This is a genomic window from Barnesiella sp. An55 (genome assembly GCF_002161555.1).
Taxonomy (GTDB): Bacteria; Bacteroidota; Bacteroidia; order Bacteroidales; family Barnesiellaceae; genus Barnesiella; species Barnesiella merdipullorum.
The window spans coordinates 71,792-92,859 of record NZ_NFHZ01000006.1; the positions used below are offsets into that span (position 1 = coordinate 71,792).

Genomic DNA, 21,068 nt, shown 5'->3' on the forward strand with positions numbered 1-21,068 from the left:
CCATGGAACAAACAGAGACTCCCATATTTCACCACACCCTCCCCCTGCAACTGCGATTCAACGACGTCGATCTGTTGGGGCACGTCAACAACTCGATCTATTTCTCGTTCTACGATCTGGGCAAATCGCGCTATTTCGAAGCCGTGAAGGCCCAAAACATCGACTGGAAAAAGGCCGACGTGGTCATCGCCAACGTCAATGCCGATTTCGTATCGCCCATCTACCCCAGCGAATCGATTGCCGTGCAGACCTGCACCACCGAAATCGGGCACCGCAGTTTCAAATTGTTACAACAGATTGTCAACACCGAGACCGGCCAGGTAAAAGGGGTGTGCCGCACGGTCATGGTAGGATTCGATGTCAAAGCCGGTACGGCCGCCGCAGTAAGCGACGAGTGGAAAGATGCCATCTGCCGTTTCGAGGGGAAAGAGCTGCGAAAAAAATAGGCCGCACGCCTCTACAATCTCATCGTGATTTATTATTTTTGTAACAATTTTATAGCTGATGTTTCACACCAATCTACTATGAATATGAATTTCAACGAAAAAATACAGGATATCCTGCACAAAGAGGCACAGGCCATTCTCGATATCCCCGTCTCGGACCAGTTTGAAAAAGCAGTCAACCTCATTGTCGAGCAAGTTCACCAAAAGGGCGGCAAACTCGTGACCAGCGGAATGGGCAAAGCCGGACAGATTGCCATGAACATCGCCACCACCTTTTGCTCGACCGGCATACCGGCCGTATTCCTCCACCCCAGCGAGGCCCAACACGGCGACCTGGGTATTCTGCAAAAGAACGACCTGATGCTGGTCATCTCGAACTCGGGAAAAACCCGCGAAATACTCGAGCTGTTGCAACTGGCATCGACCTTGATGCCCGAGTTGAAATTCATCGTCATCACCGGCAACAACCAGAGCGAGCTCGCCCAACGGGCCGACGTATGCCTCTTCACCGGTGCTCCCGGCGAGGTGTGTCCCCTCGGGCTCACCCCCACCACCTCGACCACCCTCATGACGGTCATCGGCGACATCCTGGTAGTAGGAGCCATGGAGGCCACCCACTTCGACGTTCACCAATATGCCCTGCGTCACCACGGCGGCTATCTGGGAACCCGTTCCCGCGAGCAGAGCCAACAGAAAAAAGATTAATACAAAAACAACAACCATATGCGTAAAATCATAGGAATAGGCGAAACCATTCTCGATATCATCTTCCGCAACCAACAACCCTCACATGCGGTTCCGGGAGGCTCTACGTTCAACACACTCATCTCGTTGGGAAGACTGGGTGTCCCCACCACCTTCATCAGCGAAGTAGGACAAGACACCGTAGGCGATATCATCCTCGATTTTATGCAAAAGAACCATGTAGCCACCGAGAATCTCGACATCTTCTGCGAAGGGAAAACCCCCATCTCACTCGCCTTTCTCGACGAAAAAAACGAAGCCCGCTACATGTTCTACAACCAGTTCCCGCAAGACCGGCTCAACTTTGTATGGCCCCGCATCGACCATGACGACATCATCATCTTCGGATCCTATTTTGCCCTCAACCCCGCCCTGCGCGACAAGGTGTGCGAGTTTATCGAGTTTGCCAAAGACCGCAAGGCCATCATCTACTACGACCCCAACTTCCGCAACGCCCACGCCCATGAGGCGGTAAAACTCATGCCTGCCGTACTCGAGAACCTCGAATATGCCGATATGGTGAAGGGCTCGACCGAAGACTTCAACAACCTATTCCACGTCACCGACCCGCAAAAAATCTATACCGATCACATCCAGTTCTACTGCCCCAACTTCATCTGCACCCAAGGGGGCGCAGGTGCCGAACTCTTTTGCAACCAGGGCAACCGCCACTTCGAAGCCACGCCGGTCACTCCCGTCAGCACCATCGGGGCAGGCGACTCGTTCAACGCCGGCATCCTCTTCGGATTGTTCAAACACGACGTTACCCGCGAACGCCTATACACCCTCACCCCCGAGGAGTGGGCACCCATCATCGGGTATGGCATGGACTTCGCCTCGGCCGTGTGCCTGAGTATGGACAACTACATCGACCCCGATTTTGCCTCTCGCTACACAGGAGCCAAATAGTACAAATTCCCTATAAATATTCTAAAATAAAACAAACCCACGACACGCTAACTGTCGCATAGTCTTATCTTTGCACTAAATCTTCATCACTCGACAGATATGCGTTATCTACAATTTTGTTCTCTGCTCCTCGCATTGAGCGCTTGCGCCACGCACAGCGCCGATATCGATGTGGCTTGTGAAATCGACCAGCGAAACAACTATTTGTTGAAGTGGGAGACGACTCCGAAAATCGAAGGCGAGGTACAAATTTACCAATCGACCGACCCCGAACACTTCGATACCGATAAAAACCCGATAAAGACAACCAGCATCCAAAACGGATACATCCTCATCCCCGACACACTGCAAGCCCAACGTTCCTACTTCCTGCTGCGGTTCAACGGGAACGACGACCATGTTGTGGGAGCCCGGGCCGAACGGCTGAAATACATCGAAAACTTCAGAGACCTGGGTGGCTATACCTCCAAAAACGGCAAACAGTTGCGATGGGGAAAAATATTCCGCTCGGGCGAGTTCAACACCTTGACGGCCAGCAGTATAAACCGCATCAACAACATGGGCATCAAAACCCTCATCGATTTCAGAGACAGCGAGGATGTCATCAAGCCCAGCCCCGAGCTCAAGCTCGACAACGTCATCAACCTGCCGGGAGCCCTTCACTATCGGCAAAACCTGTTGCCTCGCCTCCAGAAAGAAGAGCTGCGACGAGGCGATGCCAACCTCTTCATGCAAGACCTGTATGTAGCCATGGTATCGGGCTCGAAACGGGCTTTCAAGTCGATGTTCAACCAGTTGCTGGTCGAAGACAACTATCCCATCGTGCTCAGTTGTGTGAATGGTAAAGACTATACCGGCTTTGCCGTGTCGCTGTTGCTAAGTGCTCTTGATATGCCCGAAGAGGTGATCATGAACGATTACCTCCTCTCCAATCGTTACTTCGACAAACGCCGCACCTCATTCGACCCCAAAGATTGTTGCGACGGTACCCAAGAGGCCCTCTCGCTCATCCAAACGGCCGACAGCCGCTTCCTCTCCTACGCCCGCGACTACATTCGCCAAGAGTATGGCTCTATCAACAACTACCTCGAGCAGGAGCTGGGCGTAACCCCCGAGAAGCGAAAACAGCTCAAAGAGTATCTGTTACGCTGATTCTGTCACAGGGAATCACCCCGCCAACTCAACACACTCCCCCGCACACATCACACCCGAGTGGAATCGAAGAGACGACCCGCCCTTCGCAATATATCGCATTTTTTTCGTACCTTTGCCGGCGTAAATCAAACTCGTAGCGTACGACAAGTTTTTATTCACCCTCTCCCCTTAGCCCTGTTTGAGGACGAAAAAGGCCTTGTGCCCCTGCGATAAAGCCCAAATTTGACAATCACACCGATGAAGACATTTCAAGAATTAGGTATCTGCGACGAGATACTGAGAGCGATTACCGAGATGGGATATGAGAATCCCATGCCCGTTCAAGAGCAGGTAATCCCCCACCTCCTGAACGAAGAGACCGACCTGGTAGCTCTGGCTCAAACCGGCACGGGCAAGACTGCTGCCTTCGGCCTGCCCGTGATACAACGCATCGACCTCGACCTGTGTCAGCCCCAGGCCCTCATCCTCTCGCCCACTCGCGAACTGTGCCTGCAAATTGCCGGCGACCTCACCGACTATTCACAATATATCGACGGACTGCGCATCTTGCCCGTATATGGAGGCTCGAGTATCGAGAGCCAGATACGCACCCTCAAGAAAGGAGTTCACATTATCGTAGCTACGCCGGGACGTTTGCTCGACCTGCTCGAGCGGAAAACCGTACGCCTTGACCACGTCTCGACCGTCATCATGGACGAGGCCGACGAAATGCTCAACATGGGATTCCTCGACAGCATCAACGCCATCCTCGCCCAAGTGCCACAAGAGCGCAAAATGCTGCTCTTCTCGGCCACCATGCCGCGCGAAATCGAACAGATCGCCCGCACCTACATGCACAACCCCCAAGAGATTGTCGTGGGCAGCCGCAACGAAGGAGCCGAGAATGTGCGTCACGTCTATTACATGGTACACGCCAAGGACAAATACCAGGCTCTCAAACGCATCGCCGACTACTACCCCAACATATACGGCATCATCTTCTGCCGCACCCGCCGCGAAACCCAGGAGATTGCCGACCAACTTATCGCCGACGGGTATAACGCCGACTCGCTGCACGGCGAACTGTCGCAGGCCCAGCGCGACGCCGTGATGCAGAAGTTCCGCCTGCGCAACCTGCAACTGCTCGTGGCTACCGACGTGGCTGCACGGGGGCTCGACGTGACCGACCTCACCCACGTCATCAACTACGGTCTGCCCGACGATATCGAAACCTACACCCACCGCAGCGGCCGTACCGGCCGGGCCGGGAAGTCGGGCGTGTCGGTGGCCATCATCCACAGCCGCGAAAAAGGCAAGATGCGAGCCATCGAGAAGATTATCGGCAAGAAATTTGAGCGAGGTATGGTACCCACCGGCGCACAAATCTGCGAGAAACAGCTCTTCAACCTGGCCGACCGTATCGAGAAGGTGAAGGTGAACGAAGAGGAGATTGCCAAATATCTGCCCAACATCTCGCGCAAACTGGGGTGGCTCAACGAACAAGACCTCATCAAACGCATCGTCTCGCTCGAGTTCAACCGACTCATCGACTACTACCGCGACACCCCCGACCTCGACCTGCCCGACGAGAACACCCGCAAGCCCAAAGAGGGGAACTCGCCCAAAGAGGGGCGCAAGACTCGCGACAAGGACAGCCGCACGGCCGAAGAGGGATTTGAGCGCATCTATATCAACCTGGGCAAAGCCCACGGTTTCTTCCCACCCAACCTCATCGAGATGATCAACTCGCTCGTGCCCGGGCGGGTAAATATCGGACGCATCGACCTGCTGCCGGCCTACTCGCTCTTCGACGTCGAAAAGGGTGCTGCCAAGAAAGTAGTAGGAGCCCTGAAAGGATGCGAATTCTACGGCCACCGCATCTATGCCGAGATTGCCACCGACAAGGACTATGCAGCCAAAGGCAAGAAGAGAGGCAAAGAAAACGACAGCCGCCGCAAGGGCGACAAGCACTATGGCCGCTCTCGCAAAGGCGGTGATGACAGCCGCTACAAACACGAGCGCCGCACAGGCAACTCCCGCAAGGAACGCCGCAAATAAACGCCACCGATACACGAGACCCGCACCCGCCACGGGTTACAAAAGCATCAGGCACCCCCGATATCCATAATCAACCATCGGGGGTGCCTCCTTTTTTCTCCCCCACATAACCGGTCGCCCTCCAACCCACGACTTTCACCCCTGGAGAAATAACAGCCCGGCCCAAAAGATAATACCCCACGAAATAACAACGGCCCCAAAATTTGTGTATATTTGCCCCAAGGAACCTTAATAAATCTATTCAATGCACATCAACCCGGTTAAAAAGGCAGCATAGACATGAAAAGAATTCTTGTAATCGGATCGACCGGCCAAATTGGGTCGGCTCTAATGACGAAACTCCGCAAGGAGTATGGCAGCGACAATGTCGTAGCCGGATATATCGAGGGCGTGCCCCTGAGCGATGAACTGAAAAACGGCGGCCCCCTCGAAGTAGCCGACGTAACCAACGCCGCCCAGATTGCAGCCATCATCGACAAATACAAAATCGACTCTATCTACAACCTGGCAGCCATACTCTCGGCTCAAGCCGAAAAGAAACCCCTGCTGGCCTGGAACATACAGATAGGCGGTGTGCTCAACCTGCTCGAAATTTCGCGCGAAAAAGGATGCTCACTCTTCACGCCCAGCTCCATAGGCGCCTTTGGCGACTCGTCGCCCAAGATGAAAACCCCGCAAGAGACCATCCAACGCCCCCGCACCATCTATGGGGTGAGCAAGGTATCGTGCGAGCTGTTGAGCGACTACTACTTCTACCGCTACGGCGTAGATACACGTTCGGTACGTTTCCCCGGGCTCATCTCCTACGAGACCCTGCCCGGCGGCGGCACCACCGACTATGCCGTAGAGATCTACTACGCCGCCGTCAAAGGCGAGAAATTTGAGATTCCCGTCAAGGCAGGCACATATATGGACATGATGTATATGCCCGATGCCCTCAAAGCCATGGTCATGCTCATGGAGGCCGACCCTTCGCGACTGAAACACCGCAACTCGTTCAACATCGCCTCGATGAGTTTCGATCCCGAAATCATCTACCACGAAATCAAAAAATTCTACCCCAACTTCGTGGCCGAATACAAAATCGATCCCGTGCGTCAGCAGATTGCCGACTCGTGGCCCGACATGCTCGACGACTCCTGTGCCCGCGCCGAATGGGATTGGAAACCCGACTACGACCTCGAGTCGATGTCGGTCGATATGATTGAACACCTCAAAAAGAAACTCCTTAAATAAACGCCTATGTTCACACAAATGAAAGAGCACCTGGCCAAACAGCTCGCCGAGATCAAGGCCGACGGATTGTACAAAGAAGAACGTACGATCATTACCCCACAAAGTTCGGCCATCAGAATTGCCGAAAAAAGCGGTACAGTACTGAACTTCTGCGCCAATAACTACTTGGGTCTCTCGGATAATCCCCGGCTCATCGCCGCTGCCAAGAAAGCGATGGACACCCACGGATTCGGCATGTCGTCGGTACGGTTCATTTGCGGCGCACAAGACCTGCACCGCGAACTCGAAAAAGCAATCGCCCGCTACTTCAAAACCGAAGATACGATTCTCTATGCCGCCTGCTTCGATGCCAACGGCGGTGTGTTCGAACCCCTCTTCACGGCCGAAGACGCCATCATCTCCGATGCCCTCAACCACGCCTCGATTATCGACGGTGTGCGCCTGTGCAAAGCCAAACGCTACCGCTATGCCAACGCCAACATGGAAGAGCTCGAGCACTGCCTGCAAGAGGCTCAGGCCCAACGCTTCCGCATCATCGTAACCGACGGCGTGTTCTCGATGGACGGCAACGTAGCTCCCATGGACAAGATATGCGCCCTGGCCGAGAAATACGATGCTCTGGTCATGGTCGATGAGTGCCACTCGGCCGGAGTCGTAGGTCCTCACGGACGCGGCGTAAGCGAACTCTTCAACCTCTACGACCGCATCGACATCCACACCGGCACACTGGGCAAAGCCTTCGGCGGAGCCATCGGCGGCTTCACCACCGGGCCCAAAGAGATTATCGACATGCTGCGCCAGCGGTCGAGACCCTATCTCTTCTCCAACTCGCTGCCCCCTGCCGTCGTAGGCGCCGGTATCGAAGTGTTCAAGATGCTCGACGAGAGCGACGAGCTCCACACCCGCCTTGTGGAAAACGTCAACTACTTCCGCGACAAGATGCTGACCGCCGGATTCGACATCAAACCCACCCAATCGGCTATCTGCGCCGTTATGCTCTACGATGCCAAACTCTCGCAGACCTTTGCCGCACAAATGCTCGACGAGGGTATCTATGTAACCGGTTTCTACTATCCCGTAGTGCCGCAAGGACAAGCCCGCATACGCGTACAGCTCTCGGCCGCACACACCCGCGAAGAGCTCGATACCTGCATCGCAGCCTTTATCAAAGTAGCCAAGAATCTGGGCGTACTCAAATAGAAATTTTATTTCCTCCATACCCACAAGACGTCTCCCTTCTCCCGAAGAGAGGCGTCTTGTTTTTTCAGACCTAACATCACATGCAAGAGAGGCGCGAGAAATCAAATCTCATCTTTAGACTGGGTAAAACAAACAAAGGCGAGACCCATCATGAGTCTCGCCTTTGTCGTTTCGTTGTGGTCCCACTTGGGCTTGAACCAAGGACCCCCTGATTATGAGTCAGATGCTCTAACCAACTGAGCTATAGGACCGGCACGGATATTTCCGTAAGCGAGTGCAAAGATAGCGGTTTTCGCAGAAAGGCACAAATATTTTGCCGTTTTTCTTCAAAATATGGCACTGGTGATGGGCTCTCGAAGAGCGCTCGACAAGGCTGTAGGGGAGTGGACCGCACGAGCTGCCGGCCCCTGATTGTACTAAAATCTCTTTACAAATACCCGATAGCTGCACAAATTTCGCTACTTTTGTACCACTTAACTGGAGATGGCATGGAAACTTCGTTGACGGGTATCCGCAATTTGTTATTCGATTTGGGTGGTGTCATTATCGACCTCGACCAACAGCGGTGTGTCGATGCTTTGGTGGCTTTGGGTGATACCCGGGCCGGCGAGATGCTGGGCCTCTATGGGCAACAGGGCGAATTCAGGAAACTGGAGGCGGGCGAGATATCGGCAGCCGACTTCCTCGGTTATATGCGTCGGCGCATCGGGCGTGACGAGGTATCGGATCGCGAAATCGTTGATGCCATCAACGCCTTTCTCATAGGGATTCCCGTCGAGCGGTTGCAATTGTTGCGCAAACTCCGCGGCCGCTTCAAGGTAATGATGCTGAGCAATACCAACCCCATCATGTACGATACGAAAATCGCCGACTTTTTTGCCCAGGAGGGGTTGACGGTCAACGATTATTTCGACGAAATCTTTCTCTCCTATCAATTAAAGGCTTGCAAGCCCGATGCCGAGATTTTCGAGAAGGTCATCGAGGCTTCGCACATCGTGCCGCAAGAGACGCTCTTCTTCGACGACTCTCAAAAGAACCTCGACGCGGCTGCCGCACTCGGATTCAAGACTCATCTTGTTACGGCCGATAGCGGCATAACCTCTTTTTTCAACGATTGCCGATGACAGCAGTTCCTCACGAAACATCGACCACTCGTCCCCTCTTTGCCGCCCTTGGCGTGTTCGACGGCGTGCACCGCGGCCACCGGGCTGTCATTGCCCGGGTCGAGGCCGAAGCGGCTGCCCGGCGACTCGATTCGGCCGTGATTTCGTTTCGCACACACCCCCAGCAGGTGCTGCATCCCGAGGTACCCTTCCGCATGCTCACTTCGCCGCAGGAACGAGAGGCCCTGCTACGCCAGACGGGTATCGACCGGGTTGTTTTCCTCGACTTCACGCGCGAGATGTCCCAGTTGTCGGCCTTCGAATTCCTCCAAATACTATCGTCGCAACTACAGGTAAAGGGGCTCATCATCGGCTACGACCACCGTTTCGGCCACAACCGGGCCGAAGGGTTCGACGATTACGTGCGATATGGGCAGCAACTGGGTATGGAGATTCTCCATGCCGACGAGCTGGTGACCGACGACGGACCTGTGAGCTCGTCGATTATCCGCAAGCTGCTGTTACAAGGCGACCTGACTACAGCCAACCGACTGCTCTCCTACCCCTACACGCTGCACGGTAAGGTGGTGAACGGGTTTCATGTGGGGCGCGAACTGGGATTCCCCACGGCCAATATCGACATGGACTATCCCGACAAACTGATTCCGGCAAACGGGGTATATGCCGTGCACATTGTCTTGGGCGATGGCCGGCGCTACGGAGGCATGCTCAACATAGGCAACCGCCCTACGCTGAACCGGCCCAACGATTACAGCATCGAGGCCAATATATTTGATTTTTCGGGCAATCTGTATGGCGAGAATCTGGCTGTCGAGTTGGTACAGTACATACGCCCCGAACGGACTTTTGCCAACACCGAGGCTCTACGCACCCAACTGGTGGCCGACGAGGCGGCTATCCGTAAAATCTTAGTGTAATCTCCCCTATAACGAAACCTGGTAGTCCTGCTTGTTCAGCTTCGGGTTGCAGCAGACAAACCCCACGTTTTTCATGTCGATGGTCACCCGCACCCGCTCGTCCTTGAGGAGAGCCTCCCACCACTCTTTCACGGCACTGTTGCGGCGAATACCGTCAATCACAAGCAACGAAGGTTTGTCGAGTACCGGGTCGAGCAATTGAGGTAAGGCCCGATATTGAGCCTTGGGCAGACGATTCACCACCACATAGAGCCCCTCTCGCTCACGCTCCAAATAGGCCGGGATAGAGAGGGCATAAGGTTCCCGCACAAAATCGACCTGCTCACCTACCCGGGTAAACAGCGTTTGCGCAAAATCGCCAATCTCGACGTTTGGTTCGATCACGGTCAATCGGGCCGACCGCTCGGCCAGCCGCAGATAGAGCGATGAGATGCCCCACGAGGAACCAATCTCGAGAATATCGTCGGGGCGGAAGAAATTGGTGAGTCGGAACAAGAGCCTGCCTCTACTCTTCGAAATGAGCTTGCGCTGCCGTTTCTGCCGCCGCTGCAGAGCATCGACCACATGGGCACGCGCTATCGTCTCTACATCGTCATAGGCATAATAGCGAGCCTTCTCGCGTATCACCTTCGTGATGAGACGAAAGGCAAAAGGCGAATGGATACCGAAGCCCCATGCCTGACGCATGCGGCTCATCGGCGAAGTATATTCTTTCCAGAACTTCTTCTGCATAGTCCCCAACGGTTTATCTTAATCTTGCGGTACCGACTTACGCCGCCTCCAATACTCGATGCCTGTAACCACAAAGGCGGCCAGGATAAGGAAAAGCGACACATAGGCAATGGCCTCGGTAGTGTGTACCGACTGCGGATCGAAACGGAATATCACCTCGTGTTCACCGGCCGGCAAATTGACAGCCCGCAATACATAGTTTACACGCGCCATATCGACCGATTTTCCATCGACAGTCACTTGCCAGCCCCAGGGGAAATAAATCTCGGAGAAGACCGCTAAACCACCTTGTTGCGAACGATAGCGATAGGTGAGCTCGTCGGGCTTGTAGGCCGTCTCGTAAATGGTGTCGCCGGCTGCGGGAGGTACCACCTTATCGCCAATCTCCCGGGCAAAGCGACGATCGGCCACCGCCGTGTGCGACGGGTCGAAGTCGGTAATGGCCGCCATCTCGGCATCGGCATTATCGACCCACTTCACCTCCGACACAAACCAGGCATTGCCCAGTGCTCCAGGATTGCGCACAACGGTCACGTTGCCATCCTCGAGTGGTTGTATGATATAGCGGGTATTGAGCATATCCAACACATTCATATTCATATGCACGAGTTGCCGTTCGATGAGGTCTTGATACCGGCGCAATTTGGCGGCATGATACCCACCTATCGACTTGTGGTAATACGAAGTGCGAGGCTCGTTGAAGCTGGCCTCTATATCTCCACCGGTAGCGATATTGAATACACGGTAGTTCATATCCTTGTCTTGCAAGATATAGCGATCGGCATCGGTCATGGGGAAGGGATTGGTCTTGCGGGCCGGTGTCACGAAATTGCCACTGTTGAGGTAACGCTTGTTTACGGGATACATATCGCCCACGAGAATCACCGCCAAGGCCACCATGGCCACGGTAGCACTCACTTTCTTCTCACGCAGCAGCCACAATACGGCAAAGCCCAAGGCTACAATAATAAACGAGCGCCAGGCGTCGGCCGTAAATATTGCCTTGCGGGCCTCGATGATATAGGCAAATATTTCGGCATAACCGGGTTCCCCAATAGCCTTCCGTTCATACTCTTTCAAGAAGGTATCAAACAAACTGGGAACAAGAGCAGCCAACAGGGCGATACCACCTACAATGGCTCCACTCACATAGAACCAGCGTTTCTCGCGCGAGAGAATCGATGGATCGTCAAATATCTTCTTCAACGCCAGCACAGCCAGCAGCGGCATACAGAACTCGGCCACCACCAGGATACTCGATACCGTGCGGAACCGGTTGTACATGGGGAAATAGTCGATAAACCAGTCGGTAAGCCACATCATGTTCTTGCCCCACGAGAGCATAATCGTCAGAATCGTGACTACCAGCAGGGCCCATTTGAGCGGTGTGCGCACAATGAAGCAACCCAGCACGAAGAGGAAGAAAATGAGGGCTCCTACATAGACCGGGCCCGACGTGCCGGGCTGGTCGCCCCAATAGCGATCGAATTGCGACAGGTAAGGCCGTATCTCGGGATTGGCAGCCTTTACCGCCCGCTCACTCTCGGAGAGACGGCCGCTGGCACCACCCTTGCTGTCGGGAATCAAGAGGGTAAGGGTCTCCATCTTGCCATAGCTCCATTGGGTGATGTAGTCTTTGTCCAGCCCTTTACCGGCCGATTTTTCAGCTTTATCGGCATCATCGGCATCGAGCGGGGTCAGCTCGGTATGGCCTCCACGCATCGATTCTTTGGAATATTCATAGGTGTGGTACAGATTCGAGGCATTGGCCCCAACTGCCAACAGAGCAGCTACCACCAGAACCCCGGTCGCCTTGAAGAAACGGGGCATCGTGTGCGCACGGTAGTGCTCCACCCCATAGGCAACGACAAAGGCACAGATAACAAAGAGGAAGTAGTAGGACATCTGTACGTGATTCGACATAATCTGCAAGGCTCCGAAGAGAGCGGCCAGCGCTCCGCCCAACAGATATTTACCCCGATAGGCCAGGATAATACCGGCTATCGTAGGCGGTATGTAGGCCAGGGTCGTAAACTTCCAGATGTGACCCGCCGCAATAATAATAAAGAAGTAGGACGAAAAGGCATAGGCTACCGCTCCGAAGGCGGCCAGATACCACCGCACATTGAGCGTGAGCAACAGAATATAGAAGCCCAGCATCATGATAAACACCAGCGACACGGGCGACACCAGCCACAGGTTATAGACCTGTTGCAATCCCTTGAGCGGGGCATTGCTCGAGTAGGCAGGCGCTATCTGGAAGGTAGGCATACCCGAGAAGAGCGAACCGGTCCAACGAGGTCTCTCGCCTGTTTGCTCGGCATAGGTTTGGGCTTCGTGACCGATAGCCAACCCTTGTTGGGTATCGTGTTGAAACAAGATCTTACCCTCAATGACATCGGGCGAGAAATAGACAAACGACAGTATGACAAACAACAGTACCGGCAACAGGGCCCAAAGGTTCTTACGACTTTTCATTGTTACGAATCTGTATTTTTTTTGCAAATGTACAAGTTTAACCGTAATTATCACGCTCTCAGACCGACAATCTGAAACAAAAACCACGATTGTCCCCTGCTTGTTTAGCCTCAGGCTCCCGCACTCGACCTTGCCGCCCGAGGCCAGGCGATGACACCTTGGCCCCACTACAAAAAAAAGAGGGCCGGGATTGACATGCAACCCCGGCCCTATGATGGTCTATTTATCTGCTAACTTATTTTACCAGCGAAGCGATATCGAATTTGGCAAATTCAAGATCGGTAGCGGCTTGTTGAGCTTTTGCAGAATCCATGCTGATGGATTTCTTCAGGTTCGAAACAACCATTTGTTCGTTGTTGGTACGAGCACCCAGAACAGCCATCAGATAGTACGTATTGGCATTGGGATTTTCAACACCGGCCAACGTAGCTTTTGCCTTGCTGTAATCTTTTACCAAGATTTGAGCCAGAGCGGCATTGTTCGATTTAACATCGCCAAATGCTTTTACAGCTGCATTGTAGTCGCCTTTCTTCATGTAGAATACACCCAGAGCTTCGTTGAGTTCCTCAACACCAGCCGATTTTCCAAAAGCTTGTTCGGCACTTGCATAATCGTTGTTGGAGAGGGCGATCAAACCTTGGTTCATAGCCACCTCGGGAGTATTGGGAGCAATGCGAGCAGCTTTCTCGAAGTTTGCTTTGGCAGCAGCGAGGTCGCCTTCTTCGTATTGAACCATACCCAAGTTGTTGTAACCACGATAGTCGTTAGGATAGATTTCTACAACTTTGGCATAGATATCGGCTTTCTCTTTGTTGGTCTTTACCAGCGTAGCGGCATAGAGCAATTCGTCAACCGAGAGAGAATCGGGATTCTCTTGAGCCAGTTTCGAGATCTCTTCGTCCGATTTACCAATTACGTTAACCGAAGCCGTGATTCTCGAATAACGCAGTTGCGGGAGGATCTCTTCGGCCAGTACTTCGAATACCGACGACATGTTCTTGATTTCACGCTCGCGTTGTTCGGGATCGGAGTACATCGAGAGTACGTTCAGGATGAGCTCTTTGTCTTGGATGTTCGATTTCGAAACCAATTCCTGGAAACCTTCCCAGTCTTGAGCCGTAAATTCGGCGGTCATGTCGGCTTCAACTTTGTCTTTCTTCAAGCTCTTCTTCATGTAGTTAACCGTATTTTTCTCACGGTTTTCGGCCAGTGTAGTATTGAGTTTAACACCACCATCGGGCGAAGCATACGAAGAAATGTTGATGTTGGTGAGTTCCTTGTTAGGAGCCTCGGCAGCAGCGTTGATCTCGTTGTGGAGAGCTTTCATCTCTTCCGATTTCAATTGCTCGGCGCGCAGGTTGGCTTGTTGGATAAGGAACATGATGTCGGCCGAATAAGTCTCTTTGATAATACGTTGGAACTTATCGGGCGTGATAGCGGGGTTCACCTCTTGAGCATTGGCGATTTCGGCCGTAGAGATAACACCTTCGGCTACCGTTACACGGGGAAGCTCATAGGTTTTGTTGCCTCTTTCAACCTTGAAAGCCAGTTGCAGTTCCGATTTCCGCATAGCGGGAATGTATTTGAAGTTTACAGGCATCGAAACAACACCACCCATTTTGTAAGAAATGGCTTGGTTGTTGCCTTCTACCTTTTCCCCTTGATAAACAAACGGAGTACCGGCAGTTTCGCCATCGGCATAAACCAGATAGGGAGTTACGGTCACTACCGATTTTTTATCGAAATACTTTTCAGGGAAAGTTCCGGTAACAGTTGCAGGAACTTGGCCACCTACTACTTCAAGAGGAGAAGGGGTCACCGTAAAATAATCGGCCGATAACGGCTTCATGTCTTTGTTACACCCTACAAATGCCAATGTCATGAGAAGCATTAGGGGAAGATAGATTTTCTTAATCATAATAATAATTGTTTGGTTACACTTATTTTTGAAATATTTCTTTTTCCTTTTGAAGAACAGAATTAGTGCATTTCATATTTAAGGCAAAAATAAACAAAAATAGAACACTCTCACTATTTTTATACAATTTTTTTTTATTCGCCCCCATTATTTGCAGGTCTTTGCTGGTTTCGGGGGTGATGTTGCAGAATTTCCTGCCTCAAGAACTGCCTGTCGAGGTGGGTGTATATCTCGGTGGTCGTGATACTTTCGTGCCCCAGCATCTGCTGGATGGCCCTCAGGTTGGCCCCTCCCTCGAGCAGGTGGGTGGCAAAGGTATGACGCAGGGTATGGGGGCTCACTTTCTTGCGGATATCGCACTGTTCGCAGGCCCGTTTCACGATATAAAACACCATGACCCGGGTCATTTTGGCGCCCCGCCGGTTCAAGAAGAGGATATCTTCACTGCCTCGCTTGATATCCAGTTCCTGCCGGTCGGCCAGGTAGAGGTTTATCTCGTGTATGGCATTCTGCGAGATGGGGACCAGCCGGCGTTTCTCGCCCTTGCCCTCTACGATAATGTAGCCATCGGTCAGGTAGAGGTCCGAGATGCGCAGCCCTACCAGCTCCGACACCCGCAAGCCACAACCATACAGAGTCTCGATGATGGCCCGGTTGCGACGATCCTCGGGTCGCGACAAATCAAACGACTCGACCATGCGATCTATCTCATCGACGGTGAGTACATCGGGCAATTTCATGCCCAGTTTGGGGGTCTCGATCAGTTCCGAGGGGTCGTCGTCGATCAGTTTCTCCATTTTCAAGAAGCCGAAAAACGACTTGACCCCCGAAATGATGCGGGCTTGTGACCGGGGGCCTATCCCCAAGTCTTGCAGTGTGCACACAAACCGGTGCAGGTCGTCGCCCGTGACTTGCCTCCAGTCAAGATTTTCGGTCTCGATAAAGCCGATAAGTTTCTCGACATCGCATTGATATCCCTCGACCGTATTGGACGAGAGACCCCGCTCGAGTTTCAAATAACGGCCAAAACGCTTCAATAAATTATCTGCATCGACTATTGACATACTCTTTTTACCCGATATCTCATTTTTTTTCTATACTTTTGCCCTATCTTGGGAATAGCGCTTGAAAACCTCCTGGGGGTAGGAGCCACAAGTATTCACACAAGAGGGGGGGGCCGATTGTCCTCGACAAACGCCCCGGGTATTGCTTTAGGGGCAAAGATAGCGAAAGTAGAAAGTAGAAAAAACTAGCTTGCTTGATTTTTATTACTGAGACGCATCCTATCTTCTGCAAAGATAGCGAGAGGTGAGAGGAAAAGAGAATGTTGAAACTTGTTTCAGATATTTTTATCTCGAGCCATATCCGGTCCACCAACTAAAGACAAATAAAAAAAACGGAGGGAATTTCGATAGGATAGATTCTCCTCACCATAAAAAAGATTGTTCATTATGAATCTACTCATCATCAACGGGCCCAACCTCAACCTTTTGGGGAGACGGGAAAAGAGCGTCTATGGAGAAAGAAGTTTCGACGACTACCTGGACGAGTTGCGCCGGCGCTACCCGAGCCACCACATCGACTACTTCCAGTCCAACATCGAGGGTGTACTCATCGACAAGATACAGGAGGCGGGATACTCTTGCGACGGTATCGTGCTCAATGCCGGAGCCTACACCCACACCTCCATCGCCCTGAGCGATGCCATACGGGCTGTGACAGCCCCCGTAGTCGAGGTACACATCTCCAACATCCACGCCCGCGAAGAGTATCGTCACCACTCCATGATAGCAGCCGCAGCCGCCGGCTCGATTATCGGATTCGGACTCGATTCATATCGGCTGGCTATCGAAGCTCTGATTGAAAAAAAACGCTAATCCACACTCACCTATGACCAAATATACCAAAATAGTAGCAACCATCTCCGACTCGCGCTGCGATGTCGATTTTATCAAGCAACTCTACGACAACGGCATGAACGTCGTGCGCATGAACTCGGCCCACTTACAGGAAGAGGGATTCCGCAAAATCATCAACAACGTGCGCGCCGTCTCCAACAAAATAGCCATCCTCATGGATACCAAAGGCCCCGAAGTACGCACTACCGCACTGGCCGACGGTAACAACCTCACATTCGCCACGGGCGATATCGTGCGCATCACCGGTCGCGAAGGGACCCTCACCGGCAACGGATACATCGGGGTAAACTATCCCTTCTTTGCCAAAGACCTGGAGGTGGGCAGCCACATCCTCATCGACGACGGCGAACTCGAGTTTGTCGTGCGCGGCAAAGAGAATGACGACCTGCTGTGCGAGTCGCTCAACAACGGTGAACTGGGCTCCCGCAAAAGCGTCAACGTGCCGGGGGTACGCATCAACCTTCCCTCGCTCACCGAGCGCGACATACGCAACATTCACTACGCCATCAAACAGGAGATAGACTTCATAGCCCACTCGTTTGTACGCAGCAAACAGGATGTGCTCGACATACAAGCCATTCTCGACGAATACAAAAGTCCAATCAAGATTATTGCCAAAATCGAGAATCAGGAGGGTGTGGACAATATCGACGAAATACTCGAGGCTGCCTATGGCGTGATGGTAGCCCGGGGCGACCTGGGTATCGAAGTACCGCAGGAGAAGATTCCCGGCATCCAGGCCCGACTCATCAAAAAGTGCATCCAGGCCAAGAAACCGGTTATCGTTGCCACCCAAATGCTCCACTCGATGATCAAGAATCCCCGTCCTACCCGGGCCGAGGTGACCGATATCGCCAATGCCATTTACCAGCACACCGATGCCCTCATGCTCAGCGGCGAAACGGCCTACGGCAAATACCCCGTCGAGGCGGTTGCCACCATGGCCCGTGTAGCCGAAGAGGCCGAGCACAACAAACTCACCGAAAGCAATATCCGGGTTATCTCGCCCGATGAGCCCGATGTGACCTCGTTCCTTGCCAAGCAGGCTGTAAAGACCTTCAACAAACTGGGCACGAAGGCCATCATCACCGACAGCTACACCGGCCGCACGGCCCGCTATGTGGCTGCATACCGGGGGCGATACCCGGTACTGGCCATCTGCTACTACGAACGCACGATACGGTTGCTGGCCCTCTCGTATGGGGTATTCCCCCTCTACCAGGAGCGCACCCGCACCTCGCGCGAATACCTGTTCAACGGGCTCAACCACCTTATGGAGCAGCACCTCATCGACCGCAACGACCTCATTGCCTATCTGGGTGGAGGATTCGGAGAAGGAAAGGGTACCACATTCCTCGAGATAAACCGCATAGGCGAGGTGCTCGACAACTTCAACCACTATACACTACCCAACATGGAAGACTCGGAAGCATGACGCTCGAACTGGAAGATTACATATTGAACCACATCGACCGCGAAGATGAGTTGCTCGCCGCGCTCGACAGGAATACTCACCTGTATCACCTGCGACCCCGCATGGTATCGGGCCATCTGCAAGGGCGTATTCTCAAGATGTTCTGTCGCATGATCAAGCCGCGGCGCATCCTCGAGTTGGGAACCTTCACGGGCTACTCGGCCCTCTGCCTGGCCGAAGGACTGTGCGAAGGCGGCGAGGTGCACACTATCGAAATCGACGACGAAATCGAGGACTTCACCCGCAGCTATCTCGACCGTTCGCCCGTAGGCGACCGCATCAAGCTCATCATCGGCGACGCCCTCGAGATTGTCCCTACCCTCACCGACACCTACGATCTCGTGTTCATCGATGCCAACAAGCGCGACTACCTCAAATACTACGAGCTCGTGTTGCCCAAGGTGCGCCCCGAGGGGTTTATCCTCGCCGACAACACCCTGTGGGACGGCAAGGTGGTGACCGACCCTCACAGCCGCGATGCCCAAACGATAGGTATCGAACGGTTCAACGACTTCATCGCCACCGACGACCGGGTAGAGAAGGTGATTCTGCCTCTGCGCGACGGACTCACCATCTTGTGGAAAAAGCCATAACCCTACCCTTGCACAATTTTGTTATATCTAAAAAAAGGAACTATATGGAAACAACACGTCAGAACAAAATAAGCCGCCTGCTGCAAAAGGAGTTGAGCGACATATTCCTGGGCGAAACCCGCAAGACCCACGGCATACTCGTCTCGGTGAGTGTGGTACGGGTAAGCCCCGACCTGAGTACGGCCAAAGCCTACCTGAGCATCTTCCCGCCCGAAAAGGGGGCCGAGATGATTGCCAACATCAACGCCAATGCCAAAACTATCCGCTACGAACTGTCGCAACGGGTGCGCTACCAACTGCGCAAGACTCCCGAGCTCTCGTTCTTCCTCGACGACTCGCTCGACTATATCGAAAACATAGACAATCTGCTCAAGAAATAGGAGGCAACGATGAGCAGGCTCTCCCGCAAAATAGCCTGGCGCTACCTCTTCTCCAAGAAGTCGCACAGCGCCATCAATGCCATATCGATTGTATCGGTATGCGGGGTAGCCATTACCACGCTGGCACTCATCTGCACCCTCTCGGTCTATAACGGTTTTACCCAGCTCATAGGCTCGCTCTACTCGCAGATAGACCCGCAGATAAAGATTACCCCTCGCGAAGGGAAGACCCTCGACACCGAGGCTCCCGAAATAAAACAGATAGCCTCGTGGCCCGAGGTGGCCGTATTCTCACCCGTTATCGAAGAGAACGCCCTGTGCCAATACAAAGACCGTCAACAACCCGTGCTGGTAAAGGGTGTACCCGACAACTACACCCAGCTGTCGCACATCGAAGAGCTTGTGTCGAGTGGCACTTTCATGCTCAACGACGGGCGCATCGACTACGTGTCGCTGGGCATCGGTATTGCCGGCCAACTGGGCATTGCCAGCAATACCCCCTATCCCGTCGAGCTCTATGCCCCCAACCGCCTGGGGCGGGTCAATCTGGCCAACCCGGCACAGTCGTTTAACAGCCGGCGACTTTTCGTGGCCTGCACCTTCTGCTCCAACCAGGCCATCTACGACGACCAGCTGGTAATACTGCCTCTGGCAACCGCCTGCGAAATGTTCAGCTACACCACCGAGGCGACCGCTATCGAACTGCGACTTACCCCCGGCCACACCGAGAAGGAGGTGGCTCAAAAGCTGAAAGAGGCCTTGGGCGACTCGTATCGCGTAGCCACCCACATCGAGCAGAACGACTGGTACAAATGGGTACAGATCGAGAAATGGATTACTTTCCTCATTCTCTCGTTTATCCTTATGATTGCCACCTTCAACGTGATAGGAGCCCTCTCGATGCTTATCATCGACAAGAAACGCGACATCGACACCCTGCAAAATCTGGGAGCCGACGACCGCCTCATCTCTCGCATCTTCCTAGCCGAAGGGTGGCTCATCTCGGCTATCGGAGCCGGCTCGGGACTTATTCTGGGCGTGATACTCTGCTATCTGCAACAGGAGTACGGACTGTTGAAACTGGGCAGTACTGAAGGGATGTTCATCACCGATGCCTACCCCGTGCGGCTCGAACTGTTCGACACGCTGGCCGTGACGGCCATCGTTCTCATTCTGGGGTTCGTCACCGCCTGGTATCCGGCCAAGTTCCTGCGCAAGCGATTGCTGGCCGAGAAATCGAACCGGGAATAACGGCAACACCTTTACTTATTAAGAATCCACCTAATATAATATAAAGAACAAGACAGGCGGCTCAAGTTTTTGAGCCGCCTGTCTTGTTTCCAATAAATGCTATATCCGTCACTTCATTTCGCGGGCAATAGCGTCGGCGATAGCCTGCATCTCGGCAGCGTCGAGCGAGAGTTTTTCGCCGAAGAAATTCATGTCGGCCTCCCGGTTGATAGGCACCAGGTGTATGTGCGTGTGAGGGACCTCGAGCCCCATCACGGCCACGCCCACCCGTTTGCAGGGCACAGCCTTCTCGAGAGCCTGAGCTACTCGCTTGGCAAAACGGGTGAGACCGGTGTAGGTCTCGTCGTCCAGATTGAAAATATAATCGACCTCCTTTTTGGGAATCACCAGCGTGTGACCCTTGGCTACGGGATTGATGTCGAGAAATGCAAAGTAATTCTCGTCTTCTGCGACTTTGTAGCACGGGATTTCACCGGCTACGATACGACTAAATAGGGTTGCCATAATCTCTTGTATTTTAGTTTCTACAAAGGTAACAAATCATTTAGAAACCTG

At 53.2% G+C, this 21,068-nt stretch carries 19 protein-coding genes and 1 tRNA gene; 14 read left to right on the forward strand and 6 right to left on the reverse strand.

The features are described 5' to 3' along the window. The first annotated feature begins 2 nt into the window (after positions 1 to 2). From B5G10_RS05245 to kbl, 7 genes are all read left to right on the forward strand, one after another. Positions 3 to 446, forward strand: a complete 444-nt coding sequence (locus B5G10_RS05245; RefSeq protein ID WP_087423691.1) for a thioesterase family protein — start codon at positions 3 to 5, stop codon at positions 444 to 446. Positions 447 to 530: 84 nt separating this feature from the next. Continuing rightward, positions 531 to 1,151 (forward strand): SIS domain-containing protein, encoded by a 621-nt coding sequence (locus B5G10_RS05250; protein ID WP_087423764.1) that lies wholly within the window; start codon positions 531 to 533, stop codon positions 1,149 to 1,151. Between the two features lie 18 nt (positions 1,152 to 1,169). Then, positions 1,170 to 2,099 carry a carbohydrate kinase gene (locus B5G10_RS05255; protein WP_087423692.1) on the forward strand — a complete coding sequence of 310 codons (930 nt, stop codon included), beginning with the start codon at positions 1,170 to 1,172 and terminating at the stop codon, positions 2,097 to 2,099. Between the two features lie 99 nt (positions 2,100 to 2,198). After that, positions 2,199 to 3,251, forward strand: coding sequence for a tyrosine-protein phosphatase (locus B5G10_RS05260; protein ID WP_087423693.1), 1,053 nt, complete (start codon positions 2,199 to 2,201; stop codon positions 3,249 to 3,251). 240 nt (positions 3,252 to 3,491) lie between these two features. Further along, positions 3,492 to 5,291, forward strand: a complete 1,800-nt coding sequence (locus B5G10_RS05265) for a DEAD/DEAH box helicase (protein ID WP_087423765.1) — start codon at positions 3,492 to 3,494, stop codon at positions 5,289 to 5,291. 279 nt (positions 5,292 to 5,570) lie between these two features. Next, on the forward strand, positions 5,571 to 6,527 hold the full coding sequence (locus tag B5G10_RS05270; RefSeq protein WP_087423694.1) for an NAD-dependent epimerase/dehydratase family protein: 957 nt from the start codon (positions 5,571 to 5,573) through the stop codon (positions 6,525 to 6,527). Between the two features lie 6 nt (positions 6,528 to 6,533). Continuing rightward, entirely contained in the window at positions 6,534 to 7,727 is a 1,194-nt protein-coding gene (gene kbl, locus B5G10_RS05275) for a glycine C-acetyltransferase (RefSeq protein WP_087423695.1), read from the forward strand. A 177-nt stretch (positions 7,728 to 7,904) separates the two neighbouring features. On the opposite strand, the gene B5G10_RS05280 is transcribed toward kbl, so the two are convergent. Continuing rightward, a tRNA-Ile gene (locus tag B5G10_RS05280) sits at positions 7,905 to 7,978 on the reverse strand. A 237-nt stretch (positions 7,979 to 8,215) separates the two neighbouring features. Here B5G10_RS05280 and B5G10_RS05285 point away from each other — a divergent pair. Next, positions 8,216 to 8,851: an HAD family phosphatase gene (locus B5G10_RS05285; RefSeq protein ID WP_087423696.1), complete on the forward strand. Its 636-nt coding sequence runs from the start codon at positions 8,216 to 8,218 to the stop codon at positions 8,849 to 8,851. Next, positions 8,848 to 9,768, forward strand: a complete 921-nt coding sequence (gene ribF / locus B5G10_RS05290) for a riboflavin biosynthesis protein RibF (protein WP_087423697.1) — start codon at positions 8,848 to 8,850, stop codon at positions 9,766 to 9,768. Before B5G10_RS05285 ends, ribF begins: the two co-directional genes overlap by 4 nt. A 6-nt stretch (positions 9,769 to 9,774) precedes the next feature. On the opposite strand, the gene B5G10_RS05295 is transcribed toward ribF, so the two are convergent. The 4 genes from B5G10_RS05295 to xerD all read right to left on the reverse strand — a co-directional run bounded on the left by B5G10_RS05295 (position 9,775) and on the right by xerD (position 15,960). After that, positions 9,775 to 10,500 (reverse strand): hypothetical protein, encoded by a 726-nt coding sequence (locus tag B5G10_RS05295; RefSeq protein WP_087423698.1) that lies wholly within the window; start codon positions 10,498 to 10,500, stop codon positions 9,775 to 9,777. An 18-nt stretch (positions 10,501 to 10,518) separates the two neighbouring features. Further along, on the reverse strand, positions 10,519 to 12,978 hold the full coding sequence (locus B5G10_RS05300) for a YfhO family protein (protein ID WP_087423699.1): 2,460 nt from the start codon (positions 12,976 to 12,978) through the stop codon (positions 10,519 to 10,521). Between the two features lie 235 nt (positions 12,979 to 13,213). Then, entirely contained in the window at positions 13,214 to 14,896 is a 1,683-nt protein-coding gene (locus B5G10_RS05305) for a tetratricopeptide repeat protein (protein ID WP_087423700.1), read from the reverse strand. 134 nt (positions 14,897 to 15,030) lie between these two features. Then, entirely contained in the window at positions 15,031 to 15,960 is a 930-nt protein-coding gene (gene xerD / locus B5G10_RS05310; protein WP_087423701.1) for a site-specific tyrosine recombinase XerD, read from the reverse strand. A 387-nt stretch (positions 15,961 to 16,347) separates the two neighbouring features. Between xerD and aroQ the strand changes: the two genes are divergently transcribed. The 5 genes from aroQ to B5G10_RS05335 are packed head-to-tail and all read left to right on the forward strand — an operon-like array spanning position 16,348 to position 20,513. Further along, positions 16,348 to 16,773, forward strand: coding sequence for a type II 3-dehydroquinate dehydratase (aroQ, locus tag B5G10_RS05315; RefSeq protein WP_087423702.1), 426 nt, complete (start codon positions 16,348 to 16,350; stop codon positions 16,771 to 16,773). Positions 16,774 to 16,786: 13 nt separating this feature from the next. After that, complete coding sequence (pyk, locus tag B5G10_RS05320) at positions 16,787 to 18,250, forward strand: pyruvate kinase (protein WP_087423703.1); 1,464 nt, start codon at positions 16,787 to 16,789, stop codon at positions 18,248 to 18,250. Continuing rightward, positions 18,247 to 18,882: an O-methyltransferase gene (locus B5G10_RS05325; protein WP_087423704.1), complete on the forward strand. Its 636-nt coding sequence runs from the start codon at positions 18,247 to 18,249 to the stop codon at positions 18,880 to 18,882. The genes pyk and B5G10_RS05325 overlap by 4 nt, the downstream gene beginning before the upstream one ends. Positions 18,883 to 18,926: 44 nt before the next feature. Next, entirely contained in the window at positions 18,927 to 19,262 is a 336-nt protein-coding gene (gene rbfA / locus B5G10_RS05330) for a 30S ribosome-binding factor RbfA (protein WP_087423705.1), read from the forward strand. Positions 19,263 to 19,271: 9 nt separating this feature from the next. Then, a complete protein-coding gene (locus B5G10_RS05335; RefSeq protein ID WP_087423706.1) occupies positions 19,272 to 20,513 on the forward strand; it encodes an FtsX-like permease family protein in 1,242 nt (413 codons plus the stop codon). A gap of 108 nt (positions 20,514 to 20,621) precedes the next feature. Here the strand turns inward: B5G10_RS05335 and B5G10_RS05340 are convergent, their stop codons facing one another. Next, a complete protein-coding gene (locus B5G10_RS05340; protein WP_087423707.1) occupies positions 20,622 to 21,017 on the reverse strand; it encodes an HIT family protein in 396 nt (131 codons plus the stop codon). Between the last annotated feature and the right edge of the window lie 51 nt (positions 21,018 to 21,068).